Below are 21,595 nucleotides of genomic sequence, written 5' to 3'. Positions count from 1 at the left end.
GCGTGAGCCCAAGGCCTGACTCTGTAAAGCTCCATTGGGTAGACAAGTCATTGGCTGCTTTCGTCTTCCTGGCTCTGCTCGCCATTATTGCTGTCGGCTGCTCTTCCTCCGGAAGCGAAGAACAGTCCAGCAGCAACAATCATGCCGAGCATGTTTCGGCAGTAGAGTCCGAACAGTTGGAGAAGACAGCTTCCTTGTCCGTGCTGCCGGGTTTCCTCTCCAATCATACCAAGCGTACCAGTCAACTGTATAAGGATGTAGCCGAATACAGAGATCTAATTGATGAACTGAACTGCTATTGCGGCTGCATGTCGTACGAGCCAGCTCATGATTCCCTGAAGCGCTGCTTCATCGCCAGCATGGACGACAAGGAAGTAGCCTGGTCGGATCACGGCACCGCCTGCGGCATCTGCAAGATGGAAGCGGAAGACGCTGTCGCGATGGCCAAAGAAGGCAAGAGCACGAGTGAAATCAAACAAGCTATCGACGACAAATACAAGCCGAAAAATCTGTAATGCAAGCTCAGCGCCGGAAATATATTAGTTGAAATATAACATCGAAAATGCTCCATAGCGTAAGTAAATCCCCAAAGCCATAATATGCATGCTTTGGGGATTTTTCATGCAATTCGATCATTGGTTAGAAGAACGCTTGAACGAAAGCGTCTGTCTCTTGAATTGCCGTTTGGCGTCAAGGAGTAGGCAACAGCCGCATGCTGCCGATCCGCGTGTCAGGATTGCGAACTGCCCTTGGCGCGGGAGATAGCCTGCTTAATGTCCTCGGACAGCTCTTTCAGTTCCCACGCATCCTCCTTCTCCCACAGCTCGTTGAACCGCAACTGGAACTGGGCGGCCTCGCGTACTCTATAGTAGAAATATAAATCCTGAATGCCCGTCAGCACCTGGGATACCAGATTGGACTTTTCTTCGAAGCCACGCTGGGCATTCAGAATTTCCTGACGAATGCTGGACATTTCATTATCCAGTATAAAAGCCGCCTCGGAGGCTTTTTTCAAGCGAAGTCTAACTTCATCAGGAAGGCTCTCTTTATATTTATAATTGAGCGAGTGCTCAATGGTTGCCCAAAAATTCATGGCGAGCGTGCGAATCTGGATTTCGGCCAGCACCTTTTTCAAGCCAAGCGCGGTTTGAACCGGGTACTCAACGATCATATGGAAGCTGCGGTAGCCGCTTTCTTTGTAGTTGGTAATATAATCCTTCTCATGCACCAGGGACAAATCCTTGCGGTTACGGATAAAATCAGCAACCCGGTGGATATCGTCTACGAACTGGCACATGATGCGAATCCCGGCAATGTCCTCGATTCCCGATTCCAATTGGTCCATCGGCACATTAAGCCGTTTGGCCTTCTCCAGAATGCTCGAAATTCTCTTGACGCGACCGGTTACGAACTCAATTGGAGCATAGGATTCACGTACCTTCAATTCGGCCCGCATCGTTTTGAATTTGACCTTCAATTCCTCAACAGCCTGTTCATATGGAAGCAAAAAGTGTCTCCAATCCCTTCCATCCATCATACTTTAGCCCCCAAACCCTGTTATCTATGGTCCGCTCCGATCGCCTCGGTCAGATGACGAAAACCGTCCCGTTCCAGAAGTTGAAGCAGGCCCTGATTGATTTCTTTCAGCAGATTCGGCCCTTCATAGATCATCCCGCTGTAAATTTCCACCAGACTGGCTCCGGCTCTAATTTTCTCATAGGCATCTTGTGCGCTGAAGATCCCGCCTGAGCCGATGATCGGCAGCTTGCCTCCAGTCAGTCGATACACAGTGCGAATCACTTCGGTCGAACGCTCTCTGACAGGCACGCCGCTCAGCCCTCCCGTTTCCTTCGCGTTCGGGTGGCGAAGTCCGTCTCTTGAAATCGTTGTATTGGTGGCAATAATACCGGCGGCGCCGCTCTCTTGAATCGTATGTACCGTATATTCCAACTGCTCCCCGGTCATGTCAGGCGCAATCTTCACCAGAAATGGCTTGACCGGCACAGACGCCGAGCTATTCCTTGCTTGTGCCTGCATCTCTCCGGAGACGGCTGACAGCAAAGTCTTTAACTCATCGCCGTGCTGGAGCGCGCGCAAATCCGGCGTATTGGGCGAACTGATATTAACCACAAAAAAATCGCCATAGGCGTATAGACTGCGGATACATTTCTGATAATCTTCATGAGCCGCTTCATTAGGGGTGGTTTTATTTTTCCCGATGTTGATGGCCAAGGGAATTGGGCATGCCGGAAGCCGCTTCAAGCGCTCCGCCATTGCTTCGACGCCTTCGTTATTAAATCCCATCCGGTTAATAAGCGCCTGGTCGGACGGAAGTCTGAACATGCGGGGCTTTTCATTCCCTTCCTGCCCTTTGGGAGTGACCGTACCCACTTCCATAAAGGCGAGACCAATATTGGAAAACCCCTCCACGGCATGGGCGTTTTTATCCAGGCCAGCGGCCAGCCCGACAGGATGGACAAATGAAAGACCAAACAGTTCGCTTCTGAGCTTCTCTGACTCTTTAACCCCCCATATGGATCGCAGAAGCGGCTTGATCCCCGGCACTTTCGATGTGGCGCTCATCCCGTTAATAATAAGATGATGGGCATTCTCCGGGTCCATGCGAAATAAAAAAGGTTTTGCTATCTTTCTGTACAACAAGCTGTTCACTCCGTTCTTTCTATATATGCCTCTTAACTTTCAGTTTATCTTTTTCTGCCTAAAAAGAAAAGTGCCAGCTTGGTTGAAGCAGTCCCAAATCCCTGAACAGATGGGTTGCGGACGTCTCAGAAAACGATTACAATTAGGGTATTCTTAATATAGGCTATAGAAAGGTTGATTATTTATGAGTGCACCACGCAAGCGTTCTCCCGTATTGCCTCAGAAGCCTAAGGAGGAAGTCAATAAAAAGGCGCTGATTTGGCTGGGTGTTATTTTTGTTGTCCTTGTCGTTGCCGTATCGCTGCTGCTTATATTATCGTGATATTTCCCATCACTCATAACGCTTGCCCGGTAACCATTCTCCGCAACGAGAATAGGCTTACCGGGCATTTTATTTTAGCGGCATCCTTTAAATCAGCGCTTAACCAGCGAGAGGAAAAGCGGCGCAACAGAGGATTCTTTCGCTGCTCCCTCCTTTGTGCAAAAAACGACCGCCTGATCACATACATCAGGCGGCCATTGCCGTTTATTTGAAATTGAATGGTTCCGCTTGTCGGCCCTTTATTTGAAGATTACATCTCGCAAAAGTACCGAATTCAGTTCCTTGAGCCATTGAACATCCAGTCCTGCTTCCTCAGCGAAGAATCGTACCGGGAGGAACAAGCGGTTGCCGCTGGCAAATACGGGGGAATTGAGCCGAATTGTCTCGGTCTTGCCCGCTGCCAGTTTCGTAATGAGCGCCGAATCTTGCTTAAGCGTATAGACAACGCCATTCTTGCTGACAGTTGCCTGCCGCTGCGCATATTTCACTTCATAGCCCAGCTTCTCAGAGATGACTCTGAGCGGGACAAAGGTCGTTCCCTGCCGGATTACCGGAGCCGCATCTGTCTGGATAAGCTCCTGATTGTGCAGCAATTGAATAGTCTTGGCAGCCTTCAGACCCGCTGGAGGCTTATACGGAGCCACAATGCGCACCAGATTGTTCCCCAAGTCGGAAATAGCGAAGGAGCCGTCGCCAAGCAGGGCAACCCCTGTAGGCCTGTTCAGGCTTGCATGGCCGGCAACTCCGTTAAGTCTTCCACTCTCCTCCGGTGTTCCGGCAATCGTCGTCACCTGACCGTCCTTCAGATAGCGAATCGCATGGTTCAATGAATCTGCAATCAGAAGACCGCCGTCCGGGGCAACGGCCAGACCGCGCGGCGCACGAAATTGTGCGACCGCGGCAGCGCCATCGGCAAATCCGCCTTCGGCGTACATCTGGTTGGCGCCATAGACAACCTTGCTGCTTCCGGCTACCGTTGTCACAACCCCTTTGTCAAAATCAATATAGCGAATGCGATGGTTGCCCGTATCGCTGACGTACAGATTGCCCTTGGCGTCCAGCGCCAGGGCGCTTGGCTCATTGAATTTCGCAGAAGCGATCGGACCGTCCGCATAGTCGCCAGCCATATCCGCAATGCCAGGGAAATATTCGACCGGACGCCGGGAAACTGCATTTAGCGTGCTGACCTTGCCGTCTGCAATTTTGCGGATCGCATGGTTTAGCGTATCCGCTACATAAATGACGCCATCTGAAGCAACCGCCACATCCAGCGGGGAATAAAATTCGGCCTTGCTTCCCTTGCCGTCTGCGAGTCCAATCAAGCCGTTGCCGGCAATGGTTGTCACCTTGCCGCCGGGAGCGATGCTGCGAATCGCATGATTATCCGTATCCGCGACAATAACTGTACCGTCTGCCTGAACACGCAATCCGCCAGGCGACTGAAAAAAAGCAGCCATGCCCGCACCATCATTCAAGGCGCCGATCAGCATACCATGACCGTCCTCCCCAAGGTCCGATCCCGCCCGGGTCGCCACCTTGCCTCCCGCAAAGCTGCGGATTCGCTGATTGCCTGTATCCGCAATCAACAGCTCGCCCTTGGCAAAGGCGAGTGCGGCAGGGCCGCGGAATGCTGACTTGGCGGCATCTCCGTCCCTGTAATTCAGTTCGCCTGTACCCGCAAGCACCCGAACTTCATACAGAGGAGCGAGGGTCAGGATTTGATCTTTACCAGACTGGGCATAAACAGCACCCGGGACAGCAAGCAGCGCTGCCAATGCCGTCACAATCCCTGTCTTCCATAATTTCTTCATAGTTGGCTCCTTTGCACACGTGTATTTGCTAAAAGTTCATCTATAAGGGCGCCCCATTATTCGTCCTGGTCAGCTTCAAGTTCAGCTCGTCGCCAACCTTGATCGTTTGAACCGGGTCTCCGCTTGCATTAATCGCTATAATTTCAACAATGCGGAATTTGACGTCCCTGCTTCCTATTGGCACATCACGCACTGCAAATGGCAGCTTGACAACCGTGGTCCAATTCGGGATGGATACTGCATTGCCGGTGAACTTGGACACCGCATAAAATACCGTCCCTGTCTGAGAGTCAAATACGCTTGGCGAAGCATTTACATAGTCGACGCTTTGCGCCCCATCGACCACAGCCCCTTCCGGCTCTACATTAAAGACGCCTCTGCTCTGTCGGTAAGGGAGCGGGTCCGACAGAAACTTCTCAGATTGAAAGGCAACATAATCCGAATCATACTCCAGCCGCACCTGATAACCAGCGATGGAGCGGGAATTTACGAACCCCTGAAATTGCAATTCCAGATTGAAGGCTGTTCCGGGGGCAGGATCTGTCAGTACCCCTGAGCTTGCCGGAGATGAGAAGCCAAGCCTCGCTGCCGCATCCGGCGCAGGATTCGCCGCTCCTCCTCCTGCGGACGGAGGCTGCGCATCAGTCCCCGGCTCCAGGATTTTTTTACTCTCCTCGAATCGCTTTTTTTCTTCTTCGGAGAACGTTTTCTTTAACGCTTCTTCCGCAGCTTTCCTGAGCGCCTCCTCCTTCAGACGGTTAAGCTCCGCCTGCTTGGCCTTATCCTGTCGGAGCGCTTTTAGCAGTTCTTCCTGCTTTTTGCGTTCTTCTTCCTTTTGTTTGCGTTCCTTATCCAGCCTGGCCTTGCTTTCTTTCTCCAATTGGGCTGCCTGTTGCATCTTGGCCTTTTCTTGATCTGTGAACTTAAACTCTTCAACCTTATCCAGATCGATTTTCTTGCCTATCGGCAACTGCTGGTTCACAGCGTCCACAAGCTTCTCCAGTTCCGAGAGCGGTATCTTCTCCATAGTAGCAGCCTGCTTGATCAAATTCCCGATCAGGTTGGAGAGATTTTGTTCATAACGGGCCAATTCCCCAAGATTCTGAGGCAGATCCGATAATGCGGCAGTCTCGCCCCGGCTTATTCGCTCTTTCAATTTTGCGATCAGCGACACATTTTCAGCATGAATATTCGCTGCATCCTGTATCATTTTAGCGATGATCTCCGGTGAGACTTTGTTTAGAAATGTCTTCACATCCACAAAGGCCGATTGTGTTTGTATAGAGCCATCCTGCTCAGCCATCAACAGATTCTGGAACGGATACACATAAAACGACCCCGGCTTGGCGCCGGACGTTGCCACCTGCACTATCCCTGCAAAAACAACGGTCTTCTGTACCCCTGTCTCCGGAGAAATCTCCACATAAAACTGGGTTCCCCGCACTCCCATAATGGAGGTTGGCGTTTCAATTTCAAAGGTATCGCTCGCATTGGAGATCGACTTCACCTTCACCCACATGGAACCGGCCCAGATGTTCATTTTCGAACGGACGCCCTTGTCATCAGACAGCTTGGTAAAATCAACCTGAGAATTCTCCCCGACCGTCACCGTGTCCTCGTCCGAGTCTTTGCTCGACAGCGCTAATACCGCGCTTGCCCCGGCGCCTGTTGTCAGGGTGTCGCCTTCGTTCAGGCTCATCTTCTTAAATGCTTTGAACGCCTTGGAGCCGCCGGATTTCTTGACCTTGACGTCCCCCTTCAAATCCTGGAGTACCGCTACACGCGTCACCGCCTCTGCAGCCGCTTCACGCGCCCCCGACAAGATGGACAGCGGGCCGGCCAGCAACAGCATGGCCAATACGGAAAGCAGTATTTTTCTAATCCTCATTCTCTGTATCTCCTCCCGAAAATCTGACTGCGGATTTTTCCGACAACACCGCATACACCCTCACTGGCATTTCCTTACCCTTAACCTTGATTTCCCCGATATCTTCCAGTTCGAACAGTCCGCCTGCCCGCTTGTACATTTCTTCACTGATCAAAATTTGTCCGGGCTTCGCATTCGATTCCAGCCTTGCCGACAGATTAACGGTGTCCCCGATTGCCGTGTAATCAAGCCGCAGCATCTCGGAGCCGATATTGCCTACAACTGCCGGACCACAATTGATGCCGATGCCAAATTTTACGCCGATACCGAACTTCTCCAGACATTTTTGCTCCAGTATATCCGACTTGTTCTTCATCTCCAGTGCGGCGCGAATGGCCAGTTCGGGATGATTCTCCAGTTCGACAGGCGCTCCGAAGAAAGCCATCACGCCATCCCCGATGAATTTGTCCAAAGTTCCATTCCACTTGAAAACCGCCTTCGTACATATATCCAGATACTCATTCAGCACCTGAATGACCTCTTCCGGCTGGAGGCGCTCCGACATCGGGGTAAAGCCGCGGATATCTACAAAAATAACACTAATATCCCGACGCTGCCCGCCTACCTTGATTTCCTCCCCGGAAGCGAGCAACTCGTCCACTACACTGCGGGAGACAAACCTTCCGAAAATATTCGTCACCCGTCCGCGTTCCCTCCGCTCCGCCCCGTAATGCGAAACAATCGCCCAGACCAGCGCGGTTGTAATAGCAAGGAACGGATACGTAAAGGAAATAAATAAGGAAGAGAAATAATAAATACTGAGCCAGCAAAGGATATATAACAAAGCAAACGCAATATAAATGACAAAAGACATTCTCCCTCTAAACTTCTCAAACAGCATTAGAGAAAGCAGTGTCAACACAGCAATAATGGCAATATTCACGCCTGCAGGCGCTTCAACGTAAAAGGCGCCCATCGCCAGAGATTGAATCATATTTGCGTGAATCTCGACTCCGTACATACGCAAACTTTTGCTAAGGGGCGTCAAATATTCATCCTGCAGGCCAGAGGCCCACGGGCCAATCAAGACGATGCTGTTCTCATAATATTGTGCCGGAACTTCCCCGCTCAGCACATCAAAAAACGATTGCGAATCATACCCGGTGTCGGCGCTGATCGCTTCTCTCGGCTTGGAGAAGAAATCAGTGGTGACCTGGTTTTTATTGTTCAGCGGTATTTGCCTGTTGCCTCTGAACCATTTGTCTTGCGACGCATCATAGCGTATTTGATTGCCTTGATCCAGTATGTAGTTGGCCAGCCTCACACTGACTGCAGGCACCATCATGCCTCCCGGATCGGGCAATCCCACGGTCAGCATGCGCACCGTACCGTCCTTGTCCGTCATGACATTGATATGACCGGTCTGCTCCGAATTTGCGCCTATTGCAGGAGCCGGGTTAATCACCGATTCCGCTTCCAGCCTGCCCTTCCCCTCCTGTCTGACCTTCATGTCAAACACAACCGGAAGAATGACATTGTCATAGCTCTTCATAACCTCGGCCATCGCTTCATCGGCTTCCGGGTTCTGACTAGGCTCAGCCAGTACAATATCAAGAAGAACCGCTTTCACATTTGCTTCCTCAAGCATGGCAATCAATTGCGCGTACAAACTTCTGTCCCACGGGAACTGTCCAAGCTGCTCCAATGATGCGTCATCAATTTTAATAATTTTAATCTGGTCATAGGGAGCACGCTCCTGATCAGACATTTCACGCATCAAATCCCGCAATGGCGCTTCGACAAAATTAAGCATCCCTCCCGTACCTAGACTGGAAAAAATTGACCAGACCAGGCTGATCATGACCCCTGCGGCGGCAACCTTAAGCCACTTTCTATTGAACACCTGGTACCTCCCTCTTTATATGAACATCTTTCTTTTATTCTATTTCACGCTTTCCGCAGTTGACAATACAATAACGCTAAAAAAACTGTGTATTCGTATGAAAATTCACCTGAAAACGGTGATGGATATTACAGAAATCGCCAAGCGCAAACGGCTTTGCCGTCCTTTGACGGGCAGAAGCTTCGTTTCGTGATGAAATATAAGCTCATTTACAAAGGGAACTTTATAGCATCCCCTCCGCCTAGAGGTCAACCACTAATTTTGGTTTTAAGCCTTCTTAATATTTTCAAAAAAATCCCCGGCTACCGGAGCCGGGGAACTTGAAACGATCTATTTTAAATCATTAAGATTACATATTAAAAGGTTCGTCTGCAATTTTGATTGAATCGGTCGGGCAGCCGTCTGCCGCATCCTGAAGATCGTCGTACATATCTTCCGGAATTTCAGTTACACCGCGATTGCAATCATTATTGAAAATAACTTCCGCAAGGCCTTCGTCGTCGTAATCATAAATGTCAGGAGCGGTTGCCCCACAAGCTCCACAGGCAATGCATGTGTCTTTCTCTACCCAAGTATACTTAGCCATGGTATTCCCTCCTATATTCTATCATGAATACTATATCAGAATTACATCTCGTCATCAACATCTAATACTTCCTCGTCCAGTTGCAGGGAGGTTCCCCGAATTTTCTTGTTTCGGATTAAAACGGAAGGATCATCTCCCAGCATACCGGCCGTTAGTACGGCGCTTTCCCCGAATTTATCGCGCAGCGCATCCATCACTTTGGTCAGCGCTTCTTTCCTGGGCTGCTCTTCATACTCAAAGAGGTCAAGCTGCAGCGCGGTATCTTTCCTTGAAGTCAAATGATGCAGCGCCACCCCGAGCAGACGGATCGGCTTGCCGTCCCGCCAATGCCGCCTGTATATGCGGCAAGCCTCCCGGTAGATTTCATCGGTGGAATCAATAGGGGCGCTCAGTGTACTCGATCGGGTAATGGTCTTCATGTCTGGTGTGCGGATCGTAATCTGGATTCCCGAGGCAATCAGTTGCTGCCTGCGAAGCCGTCTTCCCGTCTGGTCCGCCAGATTAAGCAGTACACGCTTCACGTCTTCCCAGTCTGTGACATCCTGAGGCAATGTTGTCGTATGTCCAATCGACTTGTTCTGCTCCCGCGCCGGATTTACAATCGATTCATCATGCCCGTTCGCTGCCTGCTTCAGCCAGATGCCAATAATGCCGAACTGCTTCCTGAGCAGCGATTCATCGGCAGCTGCAAGCTGTCCGAGCGTCATAATATTCATTCGCCCGAGCTTGTCCGCCGTCTTGCCGCCAATTCCCGGCAAGGTCTCGCAACGACGGTCCCAAAGCAACCGGGGCACATCCCTGATCCTTAGAACAGTAAGGCCATTAGGCTTATGCATATCGCTGGCTACCTTGGCCAGCAGCTTGTTGGGCGCTACGCCAATTGAGCAGGGCAGGGACCACTCGGCGCGAATCCGATACTGGATCATCTCCGCAATTTCCAGCGGCGTTCCGAACGACTTGGAGCCTGTAATATCCAGATAACATTCATCGATAGACACCCTCTCGACAAGCGGCGTATACTGACGCGCAATGGACAGAAAACCGCGCGAATACTTCCGGTACAGATCAAAATCCGGCTTGATCAGCACAAGCTCCGGGCAATGGCGCATCCCTTCCCTTACCGTCATTCCGGTCTTGACCCCCCGCTTGCGCGCAGCATAAGAACTGGTCACAATAATGCCCTTGCGTAGCTCCACACTCCCGGCAACAGCCGTCGGGACGTTCTTGTACCGCTCAGGCTCCTCCGCTTCATGCACGGAGCAGTAGAAGGCATTCATATCCAGATGAAGGATTACTCTGCCGTTAGCAGGGTAGTGCTCATGAACCGACTTCATGACTCAGGCATCCCCTTTTCTCACCATCTCAATTAAAATGATACCTCTATCCTTCCAGATGGGCAACCCGGGCACATACTCAGATTGGGGAAAAGTGAATACGTATTGAAAAGGAGCCCCGCAGGGCTCCCTTTATCGATGGCTGAGTCAGAATAAGAAATTGAAATTATTCGATTCCGAGCATCCGGTTAATCATGACTGCCGCTTGAGCACGGTTGGCAATCCCCTTCGGCTGGAAGGTTGTCGCTGTCATGCCGTTGATGACTTTATTCTCGGTCAGAAGAGCAATCGCATCCTTCGCGTATGCAGCCATGCTGTCCTGATCCTTGAATTTTGCCAGCGCGGCACTCGCATCAGTTGCAGTTTTGCCTTTAACGGCCTTCAGCACATTTGCGCTCATAATAGCCATTTCTTCCCGGGTGATGGCACGATTCGGATCGAATTTGTTGCCGCCTACTCCCTGAATCAAACCTTTCTCCACAGCTGTAGCCACATACCCATAATACCAGACATTCGCCTCCACATCCGTAAAGTCTACCTTAGCTCCCGCATCGAGCAGATCAAATGCTCTAACGAGCATTGCAATGAACTCGGCGCGTGTCACTTCCTTCAATGGAGCGAACTTGCCTTCTGCTACACCTTGCAGAACGCCCTTCTTCGTCAAGGCTTCGATTGCTTCATCAGCCCAGGAGGCCACAGGTCCGAGGTCGGAGAACACTGGTGTTCCAGGTGTCTCTGGAGTTCCCGGATTTTCCGGGGCAACAGGCGTCTCTGGATCGACCGGCTTTCCTGGATCAACAGGGTCAACCGAGTCAACCGGGTTGGATGGCTGAGACGGGTAGTATGGTGCTGCATAGTCTGATGCAGTTGCATTGTAAATCGCGTTGGCAACCAGACGGAATTGCTTTTGACCATGTGCGCGGTGAAGCGGTTCATTAGCAAAATACGTCAGGTTCAGCTTGCCTATATTGTAGGTAAAGGCGACAACCTGATTTTTAATCGCCTGGTTGCCTGGCCACCAGCCGGCTTTAAAGTAATCGGCATCGTTGCTTACAGTGGCAATAACATTAGCGCCGCTTGGAACGGACGTAATATAAGAACCGGATACTGTGTACAAATATTCATTGCTGTCATACGGCGCTGTAATGACATGATTTTGCGACAGTGCCGATTTGAACAATCCTTCGTGCGTTCTGGCTGTTGTCTTGAAGACGAATCCGTCCAGCAGTTTGGATTTATCAAGACTTTCAAGTTCTGCTCTGCCAAGACCAATATAAGGCTTTCCACTGCTGACCAGATCCTTATTAAAGTTGTTTACCAGCACATCGCTATCCGCTTGATTGTCAACGAGGTTAAAACCAAGCTCTTTCAGCACATACGTAGGGAAAACTCCTGCTGTCGATACTTTAGCTGATTTAAGCAGTTTCCCGGAATTACTTGCACTGCCGTTAAACGGTTCAACTTCAAGGAAGAATTTCGACGAGACAGATTGCAGGCTCTCTTTAGAAATCAGGAAATCTCCCATTTCATAGTTCGCTCCGCTGCGGGTCAACATCAGCACTCTTTTGTTAGAAGCCAGCAATTCATTCACAGCTTTAATCGCGTCATTGTTCGTATTGCGCAGGACATAGTTGTCAGCATCCACAGCAATGGAGGTTGCAGGGATTTCTACCTCTGTTGCAACTGGAGTAGTTTTATTCTTGAAGACGTCCGCTTCCCGTACAACATAACTGTTGAATCCGCGCATGTCCGGGAAGTTCTGAATAATATCCGCGTACAAGGCGGAGAAATCGGATACGTTAATTCCGTCATACAACACCAGATTTGCAAAGCTGCGCTTCACCTGATGCATGTTGATGATGTAGCTGCCCGCAGGGTATTCAATTTCGCCTACTTTGACTGCATGCGTGGACTGCTCCACTTTCACATCGTTGCGCTGCAAGTATTGAACCATGCGGTATGCCTCAAGTTGGTTCTTTTGCAGTTTTTTGTCCAGCGGCAGCACGTAATACTCAGGGAAGAAGTTTTCATGTTCTCCGCGCGGTCTGCCAATTTCCTGATTTTTGGCATTGATCAAATACTTGTCGACTTGCCTGTTGTCAACATTATTAATTCCACGTTTGTAGATTTCAAGCTGGTTAATAAAGAGTTTTTTCGTATTTTTAGCAATATAGTCAATTGCAGCAATTCCTCCGAAGAACAAAGCTTTGGAAGACTCCTCATTCAAGGCAGGAATTTCGATTGTGTGACCCAAAGCACCTTGGTGCATCGCATAGACAGCCGTGTAAGCCGGAGAAGCATCGTCCCAGCCTGTTACTTGCGAGCCTGGCTTTGGAACATAGTTTGGATCTTCAGCTTTTTTGCGGTTTTCCTCATACGGAATATGGTAGCTTGTATAGGATGTGTTCGCAATTCCCGCTTCGCCAAATGCCGTTGCCAGCTCAAGCATATTGTCAATGACAAGGTCATATTCAATGTTAGGATCATGCGGCGGCGTACATGGCTCAATAAGGAAGCCCTCTACAAATCCATGGAAATCCAGGAACGAGATTGGCGACCATTTGGCAATCTGAGCTGTTACAATTTGTGTTTCCACTTGCGTCTGGTACGAATTGTCGCGGTTCAAGTCAAATTTATTGGCATTTTCCCGCGTGTTCAGGTAACGTCCATCAGGGTTTTGCGTGTAGTTGATCAGGAAAAAGACATGCTCCAAAGCTTGATCGACATTAAAATCAATGGATGTTTCTTCGCCATCCTCGCCTGTTGTTTTAAATGTGACGATTTCGTCCTGAGACAAGGCTTTGAACAAATCCAGAATCGCATCGACGCCCGGCGCTTCATCCGGGTGAATATTGTTGATCCAGATTGGCACTTTGAACTCTGTATTGCCAGATTGAATGGCTTCCTGCAAAGTCGCAGGGTCCTGCTTCATTGCCGGCAAGGTTTCGTTTAGATACTTGTCTACAGTTGCTTTGTCTTTCGCCAGAACCGTGAACTGGATATCACGTCCCTGAACGGATTGGCCCAGAACAGTCGTATCCATATAACGATCATTCAGCTCATTAGCCTTCTTGGTGATTTCTTCGATAGCAGGCTTAATTTCATCAAATGTATGATAGCCGTCATAGACGTTCAGCTTCATTTGGGTGGCTGCAAGCGTCTGTTCACCATTGTTCAGCGCCAATGCATATGTTCCGAGCTGCGACGGGTACAATGAGCGTACTACACGGCTGGAGAGATCATTGGTGGGGACATCCTCATAGACAGTCTGGCCTTTATCATCTTTAATTACGTTGCCGTTTTCATCCTTTTTAGCTACGCGCAACGTGTACAACAAGTCGAATTCAATTTTAGCTTTAACTGTATCACCAGTAACGGCAGGACCTTCCACCAGCTTGATGAACGGATTGCCGTCATACTTGCCGGATGATGCCTTCCACTGCTTCCAGGCATTCAACGGCTTGTCGCCAAACGTGAAATTCAGTTTGCTTGCGTCAACCTCTTGCCCATTCAGTTCAAATTCCACATCAATAACACGTTTCTCCGTCATGGAGACCTTGTTATTGCTGACGGTCAAGCTTTGACCAGCTGCACGATCAGCTGCAATATTGGCATCTGCCTGAGCTTCATCTGTTTGCTCTACTTGACTATTCTCATCAACAGACGGATTCGAATTTTCAACTTCTACAGCCGGCACATTCGCCCCAGTTTCCGGTTGAGCTGCAAAAATGCTTGGCGTCACAACAGATAAAGCCAGCACTAATGCCAGAAACATGGAGGTAAATTTGTAAAACAATTTGTTTCTCGACACTCTTAAATTCCCCCTTAAATAAAATAGATATATAAAGTTGAACGAAAGGAACGGAAGCGCTGCTCCACTTTCAATTCGTCAAACTAATATAGCTGCAATCAATAGAAGGTGAGTCGTATACCAAATTATGTATACAATATAAATAAGATAATATATTAAAACGTAAGGTATTATAACATCGTAGATTTGCATCGACAAGGATATTTTAATGTTATTTTAATCTTTTCTTAATGTAAGTGAATTCATATGATAAAATTTACATAATATGTATTTAAAAAGAATCCTCTGCTACTCAGCGTCCCTCCACCTAGAGGTCAACCACTAATTTTGGTTTTGAGCCTTTTAAAATTTAGTATTTGTACGGAAATAGAGCGCAACCAAAGAAGGGAAGAATTCTGGAGGTCAAGGAGAAGTTTTCTCGCGAGAATGGAGAGGTCATAGATTGATTATAGAAAGGGGATTTTGAGTAATGAGTCTGATTCAAATGTGATACTCTGTACCGTAAACGGCTTGACCTCTTTGGAGGGCAGAGCCGTTTACGGTTTTCCTCGTGCAATACCCAACTAATATATGCCCGCCCAACCCTTCATTCTTCCGCTTTCTGTATTTTCGAAGGATTGTTAATCTTGTAAGGGACAGGGTGTTTCGTCAGCTTTTTGGGGATTACTTTGGCGTCGAAAGTCAAGATGTCGCCTACTTCAAGCTCCAGCTTTTTCAAAGTTGCACTGTAGCTGGACCAGGCATCACCGATTTCAAGCTCAGATTCCACAATTGAAACCTGCTCATAAATGATAACCTCATCTTCACTTTCTGTGAAATGATTCGGCACGCTGGTAAATTCCTTTACCGTCGCAGTCATTTTCACTTTTTCCTCCGGCAATTGAAGCTTCTGCTTTTTCTCTTTCTTCGTCTTGGGTTTAACAGGCGGCGCTTCGGCTTCATTCTCCACATTGCCGAATATGTCGACAGCCTGCCCTTCGGAGTCCTCGTTATCTGATGCCTTCTCGCTCACAACTTTGTCTGCAATCGGGGCAAGCTCCTCAAACTGAACTTCCTCAACCGGTCTGCTGTCTTCCCGCACTTCAGCTTTCGCATTGCTGGAATTATCGGAATCTGCGATGTCCCCGGCATTTTTAGAGTCAGACGTTCCCTCCGCTGAAATCTCTTCGGCAAGCGCGGAAAATCGTTGCCCGTAGTTGGCTGCCTGCATTTCCTTCAAATACGAAGGATGAATACAATGCCGCTGTCCATTCTCAAATTCAATCACTGCCGTCAGTTTATCCACAAAACCTACAATTTTGCACTCCAGATTTGCGCCGCCCGCTTTATAGAAAAAGGCTTTTGTCTTCGATGCCTTGTCCGACAGCAGTCCCCATTCCTTGCATTGTGCGATCTGTTCCTCTTCGTTCTCAAAAGCTTGGTAAAAGTCTGGTTTAATCGTAAATGCATGTGCTGTCACAATTACACGACCTTTCTGCATCTCTCAGCTTCATCCAAATTTCACGAGTTAATCTTCTACACTTACGTTACATTTTTCCCGGCAAAATTGCAATTCCATATCACGTATCCATATAAAGGCGCACATGAAAAAGACATGCAGACTTGAATTCAAATCCTGCATGTCTCAACTGTTTCCCGATCCCATAGCCCTAAGAGCAGAAAGCCAAGCAGAGCGGATTTTACAATACCTTTGACAAGAAATCTTTCGTCCGAGGATGCTGCGGGTTCTCAAAGATGGCCCGCGGATCGCCTTCTTCTACTATAACACCGCCATCCATAAAAATAAGACGGTCGCCTACTTCGCGAGCGAATCCCATCTCGTGGGTGACAATGACCATTGTCATGCCGTTTTTGGCCAGCCGTTTCATGACATCCAGCACCTCGCCGACCATCTCGGGGTCAAGCGCCGATGTCGGCTCATCAAACAGGATCATCGCCGGCTCCATTGCCAGCGCTCTGGCAATCGCGATCCGCTGTTTCTGCCCGCCCGAGAGACTGTCTGGATAAGCCGAAGCCTTGTCCTCCAGCCCGACAGACTTGAGCAATTCCAATGCAATTTTCTTCGCCTGATCCTTACTCTGGTTTTTCAATTTCCGCGGCGCCAGCGTCAAGTTCTCCATGACACTCATATGCGGAAACAGATTGAATTGCTGGAACACCATTCCCATCCGCTGGCGGATTCTGTTCAGGTCTGACTGCTTTTCGGTTAACTCTTGCCCCTCAAACCAGATTTGTCCGCCCGTCGGCTCTTCCAGCCGATTTATACAGCGCAGAAACGTGCTCTTGCCCGAACCGCTCGGCCCGATGACAACCACAACCTCGCCCTTTGTAATCTCGGTGTCGATGCCTTTGAGAATTTCATTTTTGCCGTAGGATTTTCGCAGGCCGCTTACTCTAATCATCGTTTTTGCAGCCTCCTTTCAAGAGCGCTGAGCAACTTGGATAGTGTAAACGTAAGCACGAAATACATGGCCGCAGCCACCAGCAACGGTTCGAGCGGCTTGAATGCGGCCCCCTGTACCGTTCTGGCTGTATACATAATCTCCGCCGCGCCAATCGTAGAGACCAGAGAAGAATCTTTCACAATGATAATGAACTCATTGCCGATTGCAGGCAGCATATTGCGGAATGCTTGCGGGAGAATAATATGCCGCAATGTCATGCCATGCGACATCCCCAGCGACCGGGCCGCCTCAGCCTGTCCCTTGTCAATTGCATTGATGCCCGCTCGGAAGACCTCCGCCATATAGGCTGCACTGTTGATGGTGAGAGCGGCGATTCCGGCCTGAAATTTCGTTAATTCCAGACCAAAAGGCACTAATCCGAAGTAAATGATAAATACTTGAACAAGCATCGGAGTGCCGCGGATAATCTCAATATAAGTCGAAGATAGGGCCCTGAGGACCCATACCTTCGAAATTTTCATTAAAGCCAGGAAGATGCCGAATATCGTACCCAAGAGTACGCCGAAGAACGACAGTTGCAGCGTGACCCAAGCGCCATATAAAAACATCTCCCAGTATTTCGCCATAAAAGAAAAGTCCAGCGACATCAGCTTCTACTCCGTCCCTAAAATTATTCGACCAGTTCGTTTGCCTCAACTACGAAGCGCTCAATATCCCCATTTTCGTTCAACCGTTTAATAGTAGCATTAATTTTAGCAAGAAGCTCCTGGTTGCCTTTCTTTACGGCAATTGCATAGCCTGTCTCATCTTCAGGAAGATCGAATTTCACATCTGTTGCAATAGTGATGTCATTCTGAGTAGCCGCATATTGTTCTGCAACCGGCTTGTCCACGATAACAGCGTCTACACGACCTGTTTTCAGCTCCATAATCAGTTCAGGAAGCTTGGTGAGAGAAGTCAGCTGCGCCCCTTCTACCTCTTGACCAATTCCTTCTTGCAGTGAGCCTTTTTGTACGCCAAGCTTTTTGCCCTTCAGATCATTATAGGAGTTGAAATTGCCGACAGCATCCTTTTTCACCAGTACACTTTGCTCGCCCACATAGTAAATATCGGAGAAGTCAACAGACTCCCTGCGCTCTGCAGTCGGGTTCATGCCGGAGATTACAAAATCAAGCTTGCCGGTATCGAGCGCCATCAACAAGCTGTCAAAATCCATATCTTCGATTTTCAGTTCAGCTTCCGCATCTTTTGCTATTTCTTTGGCAATTTCAATGTCAAAGCCGACAATCGTATCTTTACCATCGATTATTTTATGGAATTCATATGGCGCAAAATCAGCACTAGTACCAACGGTCAAAGTCCCTTTATTGCCAGATGCGCCTTGTGAATTATTCGTGGTCCCTGTGCTATTATCCTTCTGCCCGCAACCTGCAAGCACCGTTGTGAGCATGACTGCCAAAATCAAAAGTTTCTTCATTATCTTCATCTCTCCCGCTTTTTTAATATTTTTATATATTTATTGGATCAAAACCAAAATTAGTGGTTGCCCTCTAGATAAGGAGGGAACGCTGCGTGGCAGAGGATTCTTCCGATCGCTGTTAAAGCCCGATTGCTTTATAGGATAGAGGCTAGCAGGGGGAATCGGGCTTAAAGGCGACCACGTTCGTTTCTCCACAATTCCTCTGCCCCTTCGCTGCTCCCTCCTCGATGTCAACCACTAATTTTTAGATTGAGCCATATTTTTTAGGCCATACTACAAATTGCAAAAACATATAGCGTCATATATCCTTCCAACTTCGTATACAATATACATTAAATTATGCAAGCATCCCATTTTTATGTCACTTATTATAACATCATGAATAGTGATCAACAACTGGTTTTTTCGAATGCACTTCCTTGTAATTTGCCTGTTCGTGTTATCCGCCTAACATAAATCTAACATAATAAATTCAACTCCATCTTGTACAACAGGAGTTCCAGTGATAAGATGTAAACATGGATAAAGAATTACTTTCGTTAATTATTATTCATTAATCACCATACCTATACGATCCATTTTCAACCCGCCGGGGATTTCCAAATAGGAAAAACACTTGAAACGACAAGGAAAATGGACTCCATTTACTTGAATGAAGCTGAATAAGAATTTTGATCGATTTATGCAAAATCGTGTATGAAGCATACACACATGCGCTTCATTCTGCTTATATGACCTGTAAGACCACAAGGAAGAATTGAATTCGCGTGATCCAATAGAGAGCGGCATAGAACACTTGCAACCAAAAGTGTACACTACACGACGAGCAATAGTCAATGTAAACAGCTAATTGATTTGGACGCGCTTTCTATAATTTAGCAATTCAAGTTTGCGAAAGGGGAATCCGGCATGCAAGCGCCAAAATATCAATCTCTCAAAGATCATGTCTACGATTACATTGCTCAAAAAATTCAGGATGGAACGCTGCTTCCCAATCAGAAGATCAACGAAGCGGAAATTTGCAAAAAGCTGGATATAAGCCGGACACCTACCCGCGAGGCGCTATTTCAGCTTTCTTCTGACAATCTGCTGGATTATATCCCCCGCCGAGGTTTTATTGTCAAGCCGTTCGACAGCAAGGAGAAGCTCAACGCCTCACAGATTATAGGCGCCCTTGACGCTCTTGCAGCTACACTTGCGGCAGACAATCTGACGGACCAGGATATTAAGGAAATGGAAGCGATTGTGGATAAGATTCAAAACGATATCAGCCAGTTTGAATTTTCCGATTATTATAAGGACCAATATAAATTTCACAACGTTTATATTCGCCAATGTGATAACCCCAACGTGATTGAAATGCTGGATTCGCTGAAAAACAGCTTCATCCGCCAATCCTATTTGAGCAAAGACAACAACAAGCTTGCACTTGTATTAAATGAGGTCAATACCGAGCATCGCCAAATCATTGAATACTTTAAAACAAAAGACAAAGAAAAGCTTGAAGCGATTCTCAAGTATCACTGGCGCATCATTGACAACGAAATGCTGTAAATTCATGACCGAAGCCCTGCCTGATTCCCTTACTTGGATGTCAGGCAGGGCTTTGTTCTGTCCAATTTGGCCAGAAAAGCTATGCCGGACATATCTTTTCATTCAAAAATAACTTTGCGGTAACCAGACAAGTTTTAGGCTACCCATATGAAGTTGCTCCATGTTATAATAAGAAATTATGACTTCGTTCATGGTTATGAAGCCGGTCAATGATAGCATTCAGGAAAGGAAGCGTCCCGATGACACAACAAATCTCCATTTTCGATACGACTCTGCGTGACGGCACACAGGGCGAAGGTATCAGTTTGTCAGCCGATGACAAAATCAAAATCGCCCAAAAGCTGGACACGCTAGGCGTTCATTATATTGAGGGAGGCAATCCGGGAAGCAACAGCAAGGACATTGAGTTTTTCAAACGGGTCAAATCCTTGCAGCTTCGAGCCAAAATTACGGCTTTTGGCAGCACCCGGCGCAAAAACAGCATTGCCGAGCATGATGCAAGCCTGCTGCGCATTGTGGAATCAGGTGTGCCTGCGGCAACGCTGGTCGGAAAATCATGGGATTTCCATGTCCATACTGCTCTCCAGACCACATTGGAAGAGAACCTCTCCATGATTGCCGATTCTTTCGCATTCCTCAAGCGTAATGGAATGGAAGCAATTTATGACGCGGAGCACTTCTTCGACGGCTACAAGCATAATCCGGAATATGCCATTGCCGCCCTGCGCAGCGCGCAGGATGCAGGAGCAGACTGGATCGTGCTTTGTGATACAAATGGGGGTACGCTGCCTGGGGAAATCCAGGAGATCGTTACCCGTGTGCGGCAGGAGCTGACCGCTCCCATCGGGATTCATACACATAATGACTGCGAGCTGGCGGTTGCCAATACATTAGCCGCGGTAAGCGCAGGAGCCCGTCAAGTTCAAGGTACGATTAATGGCTACGGCGAGCGGTGCGGCAACGCCAACCTGTGCTCCATCATTCCGAATTTGCAGATTAAGATGAATTACCAATGTATTGAAACCGAGCAGCTTGTCCAGCTTACCAATGTTGCCCGTTACGTAAGCGAAATTGCCAACGTTCACATGCCGGTCAATCAGGCCTATGTCGGCAACGCCGCGTTTGCTCATAAAGGCGGCATCCACGTTTCCGCTATTTTGAAGGATTCCAAGACCTATGAGCATATCGCGCCTGAGCTTGTGGGGAACAAGCAGCGGATTCTCGTTTCGGAGCTGGCCGGACAGAGCAATATTATCTCCAAGGCGCAGGAGCTTGGACTGGATATTCATTCGAACAACGAGAAGACCAAACAAATTATTGATAAAATCAAAGAGTTGGAACACCAAGGCTATCAATTTGAAGGGGCCGATGCATCCCTTGAACTGCTGCTCCGGGAAGCGTTTGGTGAATATAAGGAAATTTTCAAGCTTGAATCCTTCAAAATGCTCGTTGAGAAAAGCAACGGAAAAATGGTGTCCGAAGCGATTGTCAAAATTAATGTCGATGGCGAGACCGTCTACACCGCTGCAGAAGGCAACGGTCCGGTCAATGCGCTCGATAATGCGCTGCGCAAGGCGCTGGTTCAATTTTATCCAAGAATCATGGATGTTCATCTCTCTGATTACAAGGTTCGGGTCTTCGATGAGATTGATGCGACTGCAGCCAAGGTTCGGGTTCTGATTGAGTCCACAGACTTCAATAATACATGGAGCACCGTCGGCGTCTCCAGCAATATCATTGAAGCAAGCTGGCAAGCGCTTGTAGACAGCATCCGCTATGCGCTTCTCAACTCTGCAAAACAAGAGAATTCCGGCAACGATCAGCGCGAACGCCTCGGACTGATTAATCATTAGGTTTGATG

At 48.3% G+C, this 21,595-nt stretch carries 16 protein-coding genes; 4 read left to right on the top strand and 12 right to left on the bottom strand.

Annotation, left to right across the window (positions count from 1 at the left end):
- Positions 1-2 precede the first annotated feature (2 nt).
- A complete protein-coding gene (locus JFN88_RS00810; RefSeq protein ID WP_199017385.1) occupies positions 3-515 on the top strand; it encodes a PCYCGC motif-containing (lipo)protein in 513 nt (170 codons plus the stop codon).
- Between the two features lie 215 nt (positions 516-730).
- Here JFN88_RS00810 and yjbM read toward each other — a convergent pair whose 3' ends face one another.
- Positions 731-1,534, bottom strand: a complete 804-nt coding sequence (yjbM, locus tag JFN88_RS00805; RefSeq protein ID WP_199017408.1) for a GTP diphosphokinase — start codon at positions 1,532-1,534, stop codon at positions 731-733.
- A gap of 23 nt (positions 1,535-1,557) precedes the next feature.
- A complete protein-coding gene (locus JFN88_RS00800) occupies positions 1,558-2,661 on the bottom strand; it encodes a quinone-dependent dihydroorotate dehydrogenase (protein WP_199017384.1) in 1,104 nt (367 codons plus the stop codon).
- A gap of 184 nt (positions 2,662-2,845) precedes the next feature.
- Here JFN88_RS00800 and JFN88_RS00795 point away from each other — a divergent pair, with 184 nt between their 5' ends.
- On the top strand, positions 2,846-2,983 hold the full coding sequence (locus tag JFN88_RS00795; protein ID WP_199017383.1) for a hypothetical protein: 138 nt from the start codon (positions 2,846-2,848) through the stop codon (positions 2,981-2,983).
- 239 nt (positions 2,984-3,222) lie between these two features.
- Here the strand turns inward: JFN88_RS00795 and JFN88_RS00790 are convergent, their stop codons facing one another.
- The 10 genes from JFN88_RS00790 to JFN88_RS00745 all read right to left on the bottom strand — a co-directional run bounded on the left by JFN88_RS00790 (position 3,223) and on the right by JFN88_RS00745 (position 18,177).
- Positions 3,223-4,794 carry a stalk domain-containing protein gene (locus tag JFN88_RS00790; protein WP_199017382.1) on the bottom strand — a complete coding sequence of 524 codons (1,572 nt, stop codon included), beginning with the start codon at positions 4,792-4,794 and terminating at the stop codon, positions 3,223-3,225.
- 40 nt (positions 4,795-4,834) lie between these two features.
- Complete coding sequence (locus tag JFN88_RS00785; protein WP_199017381.1) at positions 4,835-6,682, bottom strand: FecR family protein; 1,848 nt, start codon at positions 6,680-6,682, stop codon at positions 4,835-4,837.
- Complete coding sequence (locus tag JFN88_RS00780) at positions 6,672-8,564, bottom strand: CHASE2 domain-containing protein (RefSeq protein WP_199017380.1); 1,893 nt, start codon at positions 8,562-8,564, stop codon at positions 6,672-6,674. The genes JFN88_RS00785 and JFN88_RS00780 overlap by 11 nt, the downstream gene beginning before the upstream one ends.
- A gap of 349 nt (positions 8,565-8,913) precedes the next feature.
- The gene (locus JFN88_RS00775; RefSeq protein WP_199017379.1) at positions 8,914-9,150 is read right to left on the bottom strand and encodes a ferredoxin; all 237 of its coding nucleotides are present in this window, start codon (positions 9,148-9,150) and stop codon (positions 8,914-8,916) included.
- A gap of 41 nt (positions 9,151-9,191) precedes the next feature.
- Entirely contained in the window at positions 9,192-10,484 is a 1,293-nt protein-coding gene (locus tag JFN88_RS00770) for a DNA polymerase IV (protein WP_199017378.1), read from the bottom strand.
- Between the two features lie 166 nt (positions 10,485-10,650).
- Complete coding sequence (locus JFN88_RS00765; RefSeq protein ID WP_199017377.1) at positions 10,651-14,295, bottom strand: M14 family metallopeptidase; 3,645 nt, start codon at positions 14,293-14,295, stop codon at positions 10,651-10,653.
- Between the two features lie 586 nt (positions 14,296-14,881).
- Positions 14,882-15,775 (bottom strand): hypothetical protein, encoded by an 894-nt coding sequence (locus tag JFN88_RS00760; RefSeq protein ID WP_199017376.1) that lies wholly within the window; start codon positions 15,773-15,775, stop codon positions 14,882-14,884.
- A 199-nt stretch (positions 15,776-15,974) separates the two neighbouring features.
- Positions 15,975-16,697 carry an amino acid ABC transporter ATP-binding protein gene (locus JFN88_RS00755; protein ID WP_199017375.1) on the bottom strand — a complete coding sequence of 241 codons (723 nt, stop codon included), beginning with the start codon at positions 16,695-16,697 and terminating at the stop codon, positions 15,975-15,977.
- Positions 16,694-17,347, bottom strand: a complete 654-nt coding sequence (locus tag JFN88_RS00750) for an amino acid ABC transporter permease (RefSeq protein WP_233167301.1) — start codon at positions 17,345-17,347, stop codon at positions 16,694-16,696. The genes JFN88_RS00755 and JFN88_RS00750 overlap by 4 nt, the downstream gene beginning before the upstream one ends.
- Before the next feature lie 23 nt (positions 17,348-17,370).
- A complete protein-coding gene (locus JFN88_RS00745; RefSeq protein ID WP_199017374.1) occupies positions 17,371-18,177 on the bottom strand; it encodes a transporter substrate-binding domain-containing protein in 807 nt (268 codons plus the stop codon).
- Between the two features lie 912 nt (positions 18,178-19,089).
- Here JFN88_RS00745 and JFN88_RS00740 point away from each other — a divergent pair.
- Together JFN88_RS00740 and cimA are read left to right on the top strand one after the other, a co-directional pair.
- The gene (locus JFN88_RS00740) at positions 19,090-19,734 is read left to right on the top strand and encodes a GntR family transcriptional regulator (protein ID WP_199017373.1); all 645 of its coding nucleotides are present in this window, start codon (positions 19,090-19,092) and stop codon (positions 19,732-19,734) included.
- Between the two features lie 239 nt (positions 19,735-19,973).
- Positions 19,974-21,587 carry a citramalate synthase gene (cimA, locus tag JFN88_RS00735; protein WP_199017372.1) on the top strand — a complete coding sequence of 538 codons (1,614 nt, stop codon included), beginning with the start codon at positions 19,974-19,976 and terminating at the stop codon, positions 21,585-21,587.
- The last annotated feature ends 8 nt before the right edge of the window (positions 21,588-21,595 follow it).

The organism is Paenibacillus roseus (assembly GCF_016424485.1).
Taxonomy (GTDB): domain Bacteria; phylum Bacillota; class Bacilli; order Paenibacillales; family Paenibacillaceae; genus Paenibacillus_D; species Paenibacillus_D roseus.
Note: the sequence above shows the minus strand (reverse complement) of the source record. Positions and strands in the feature narration are given on the sequence as shown.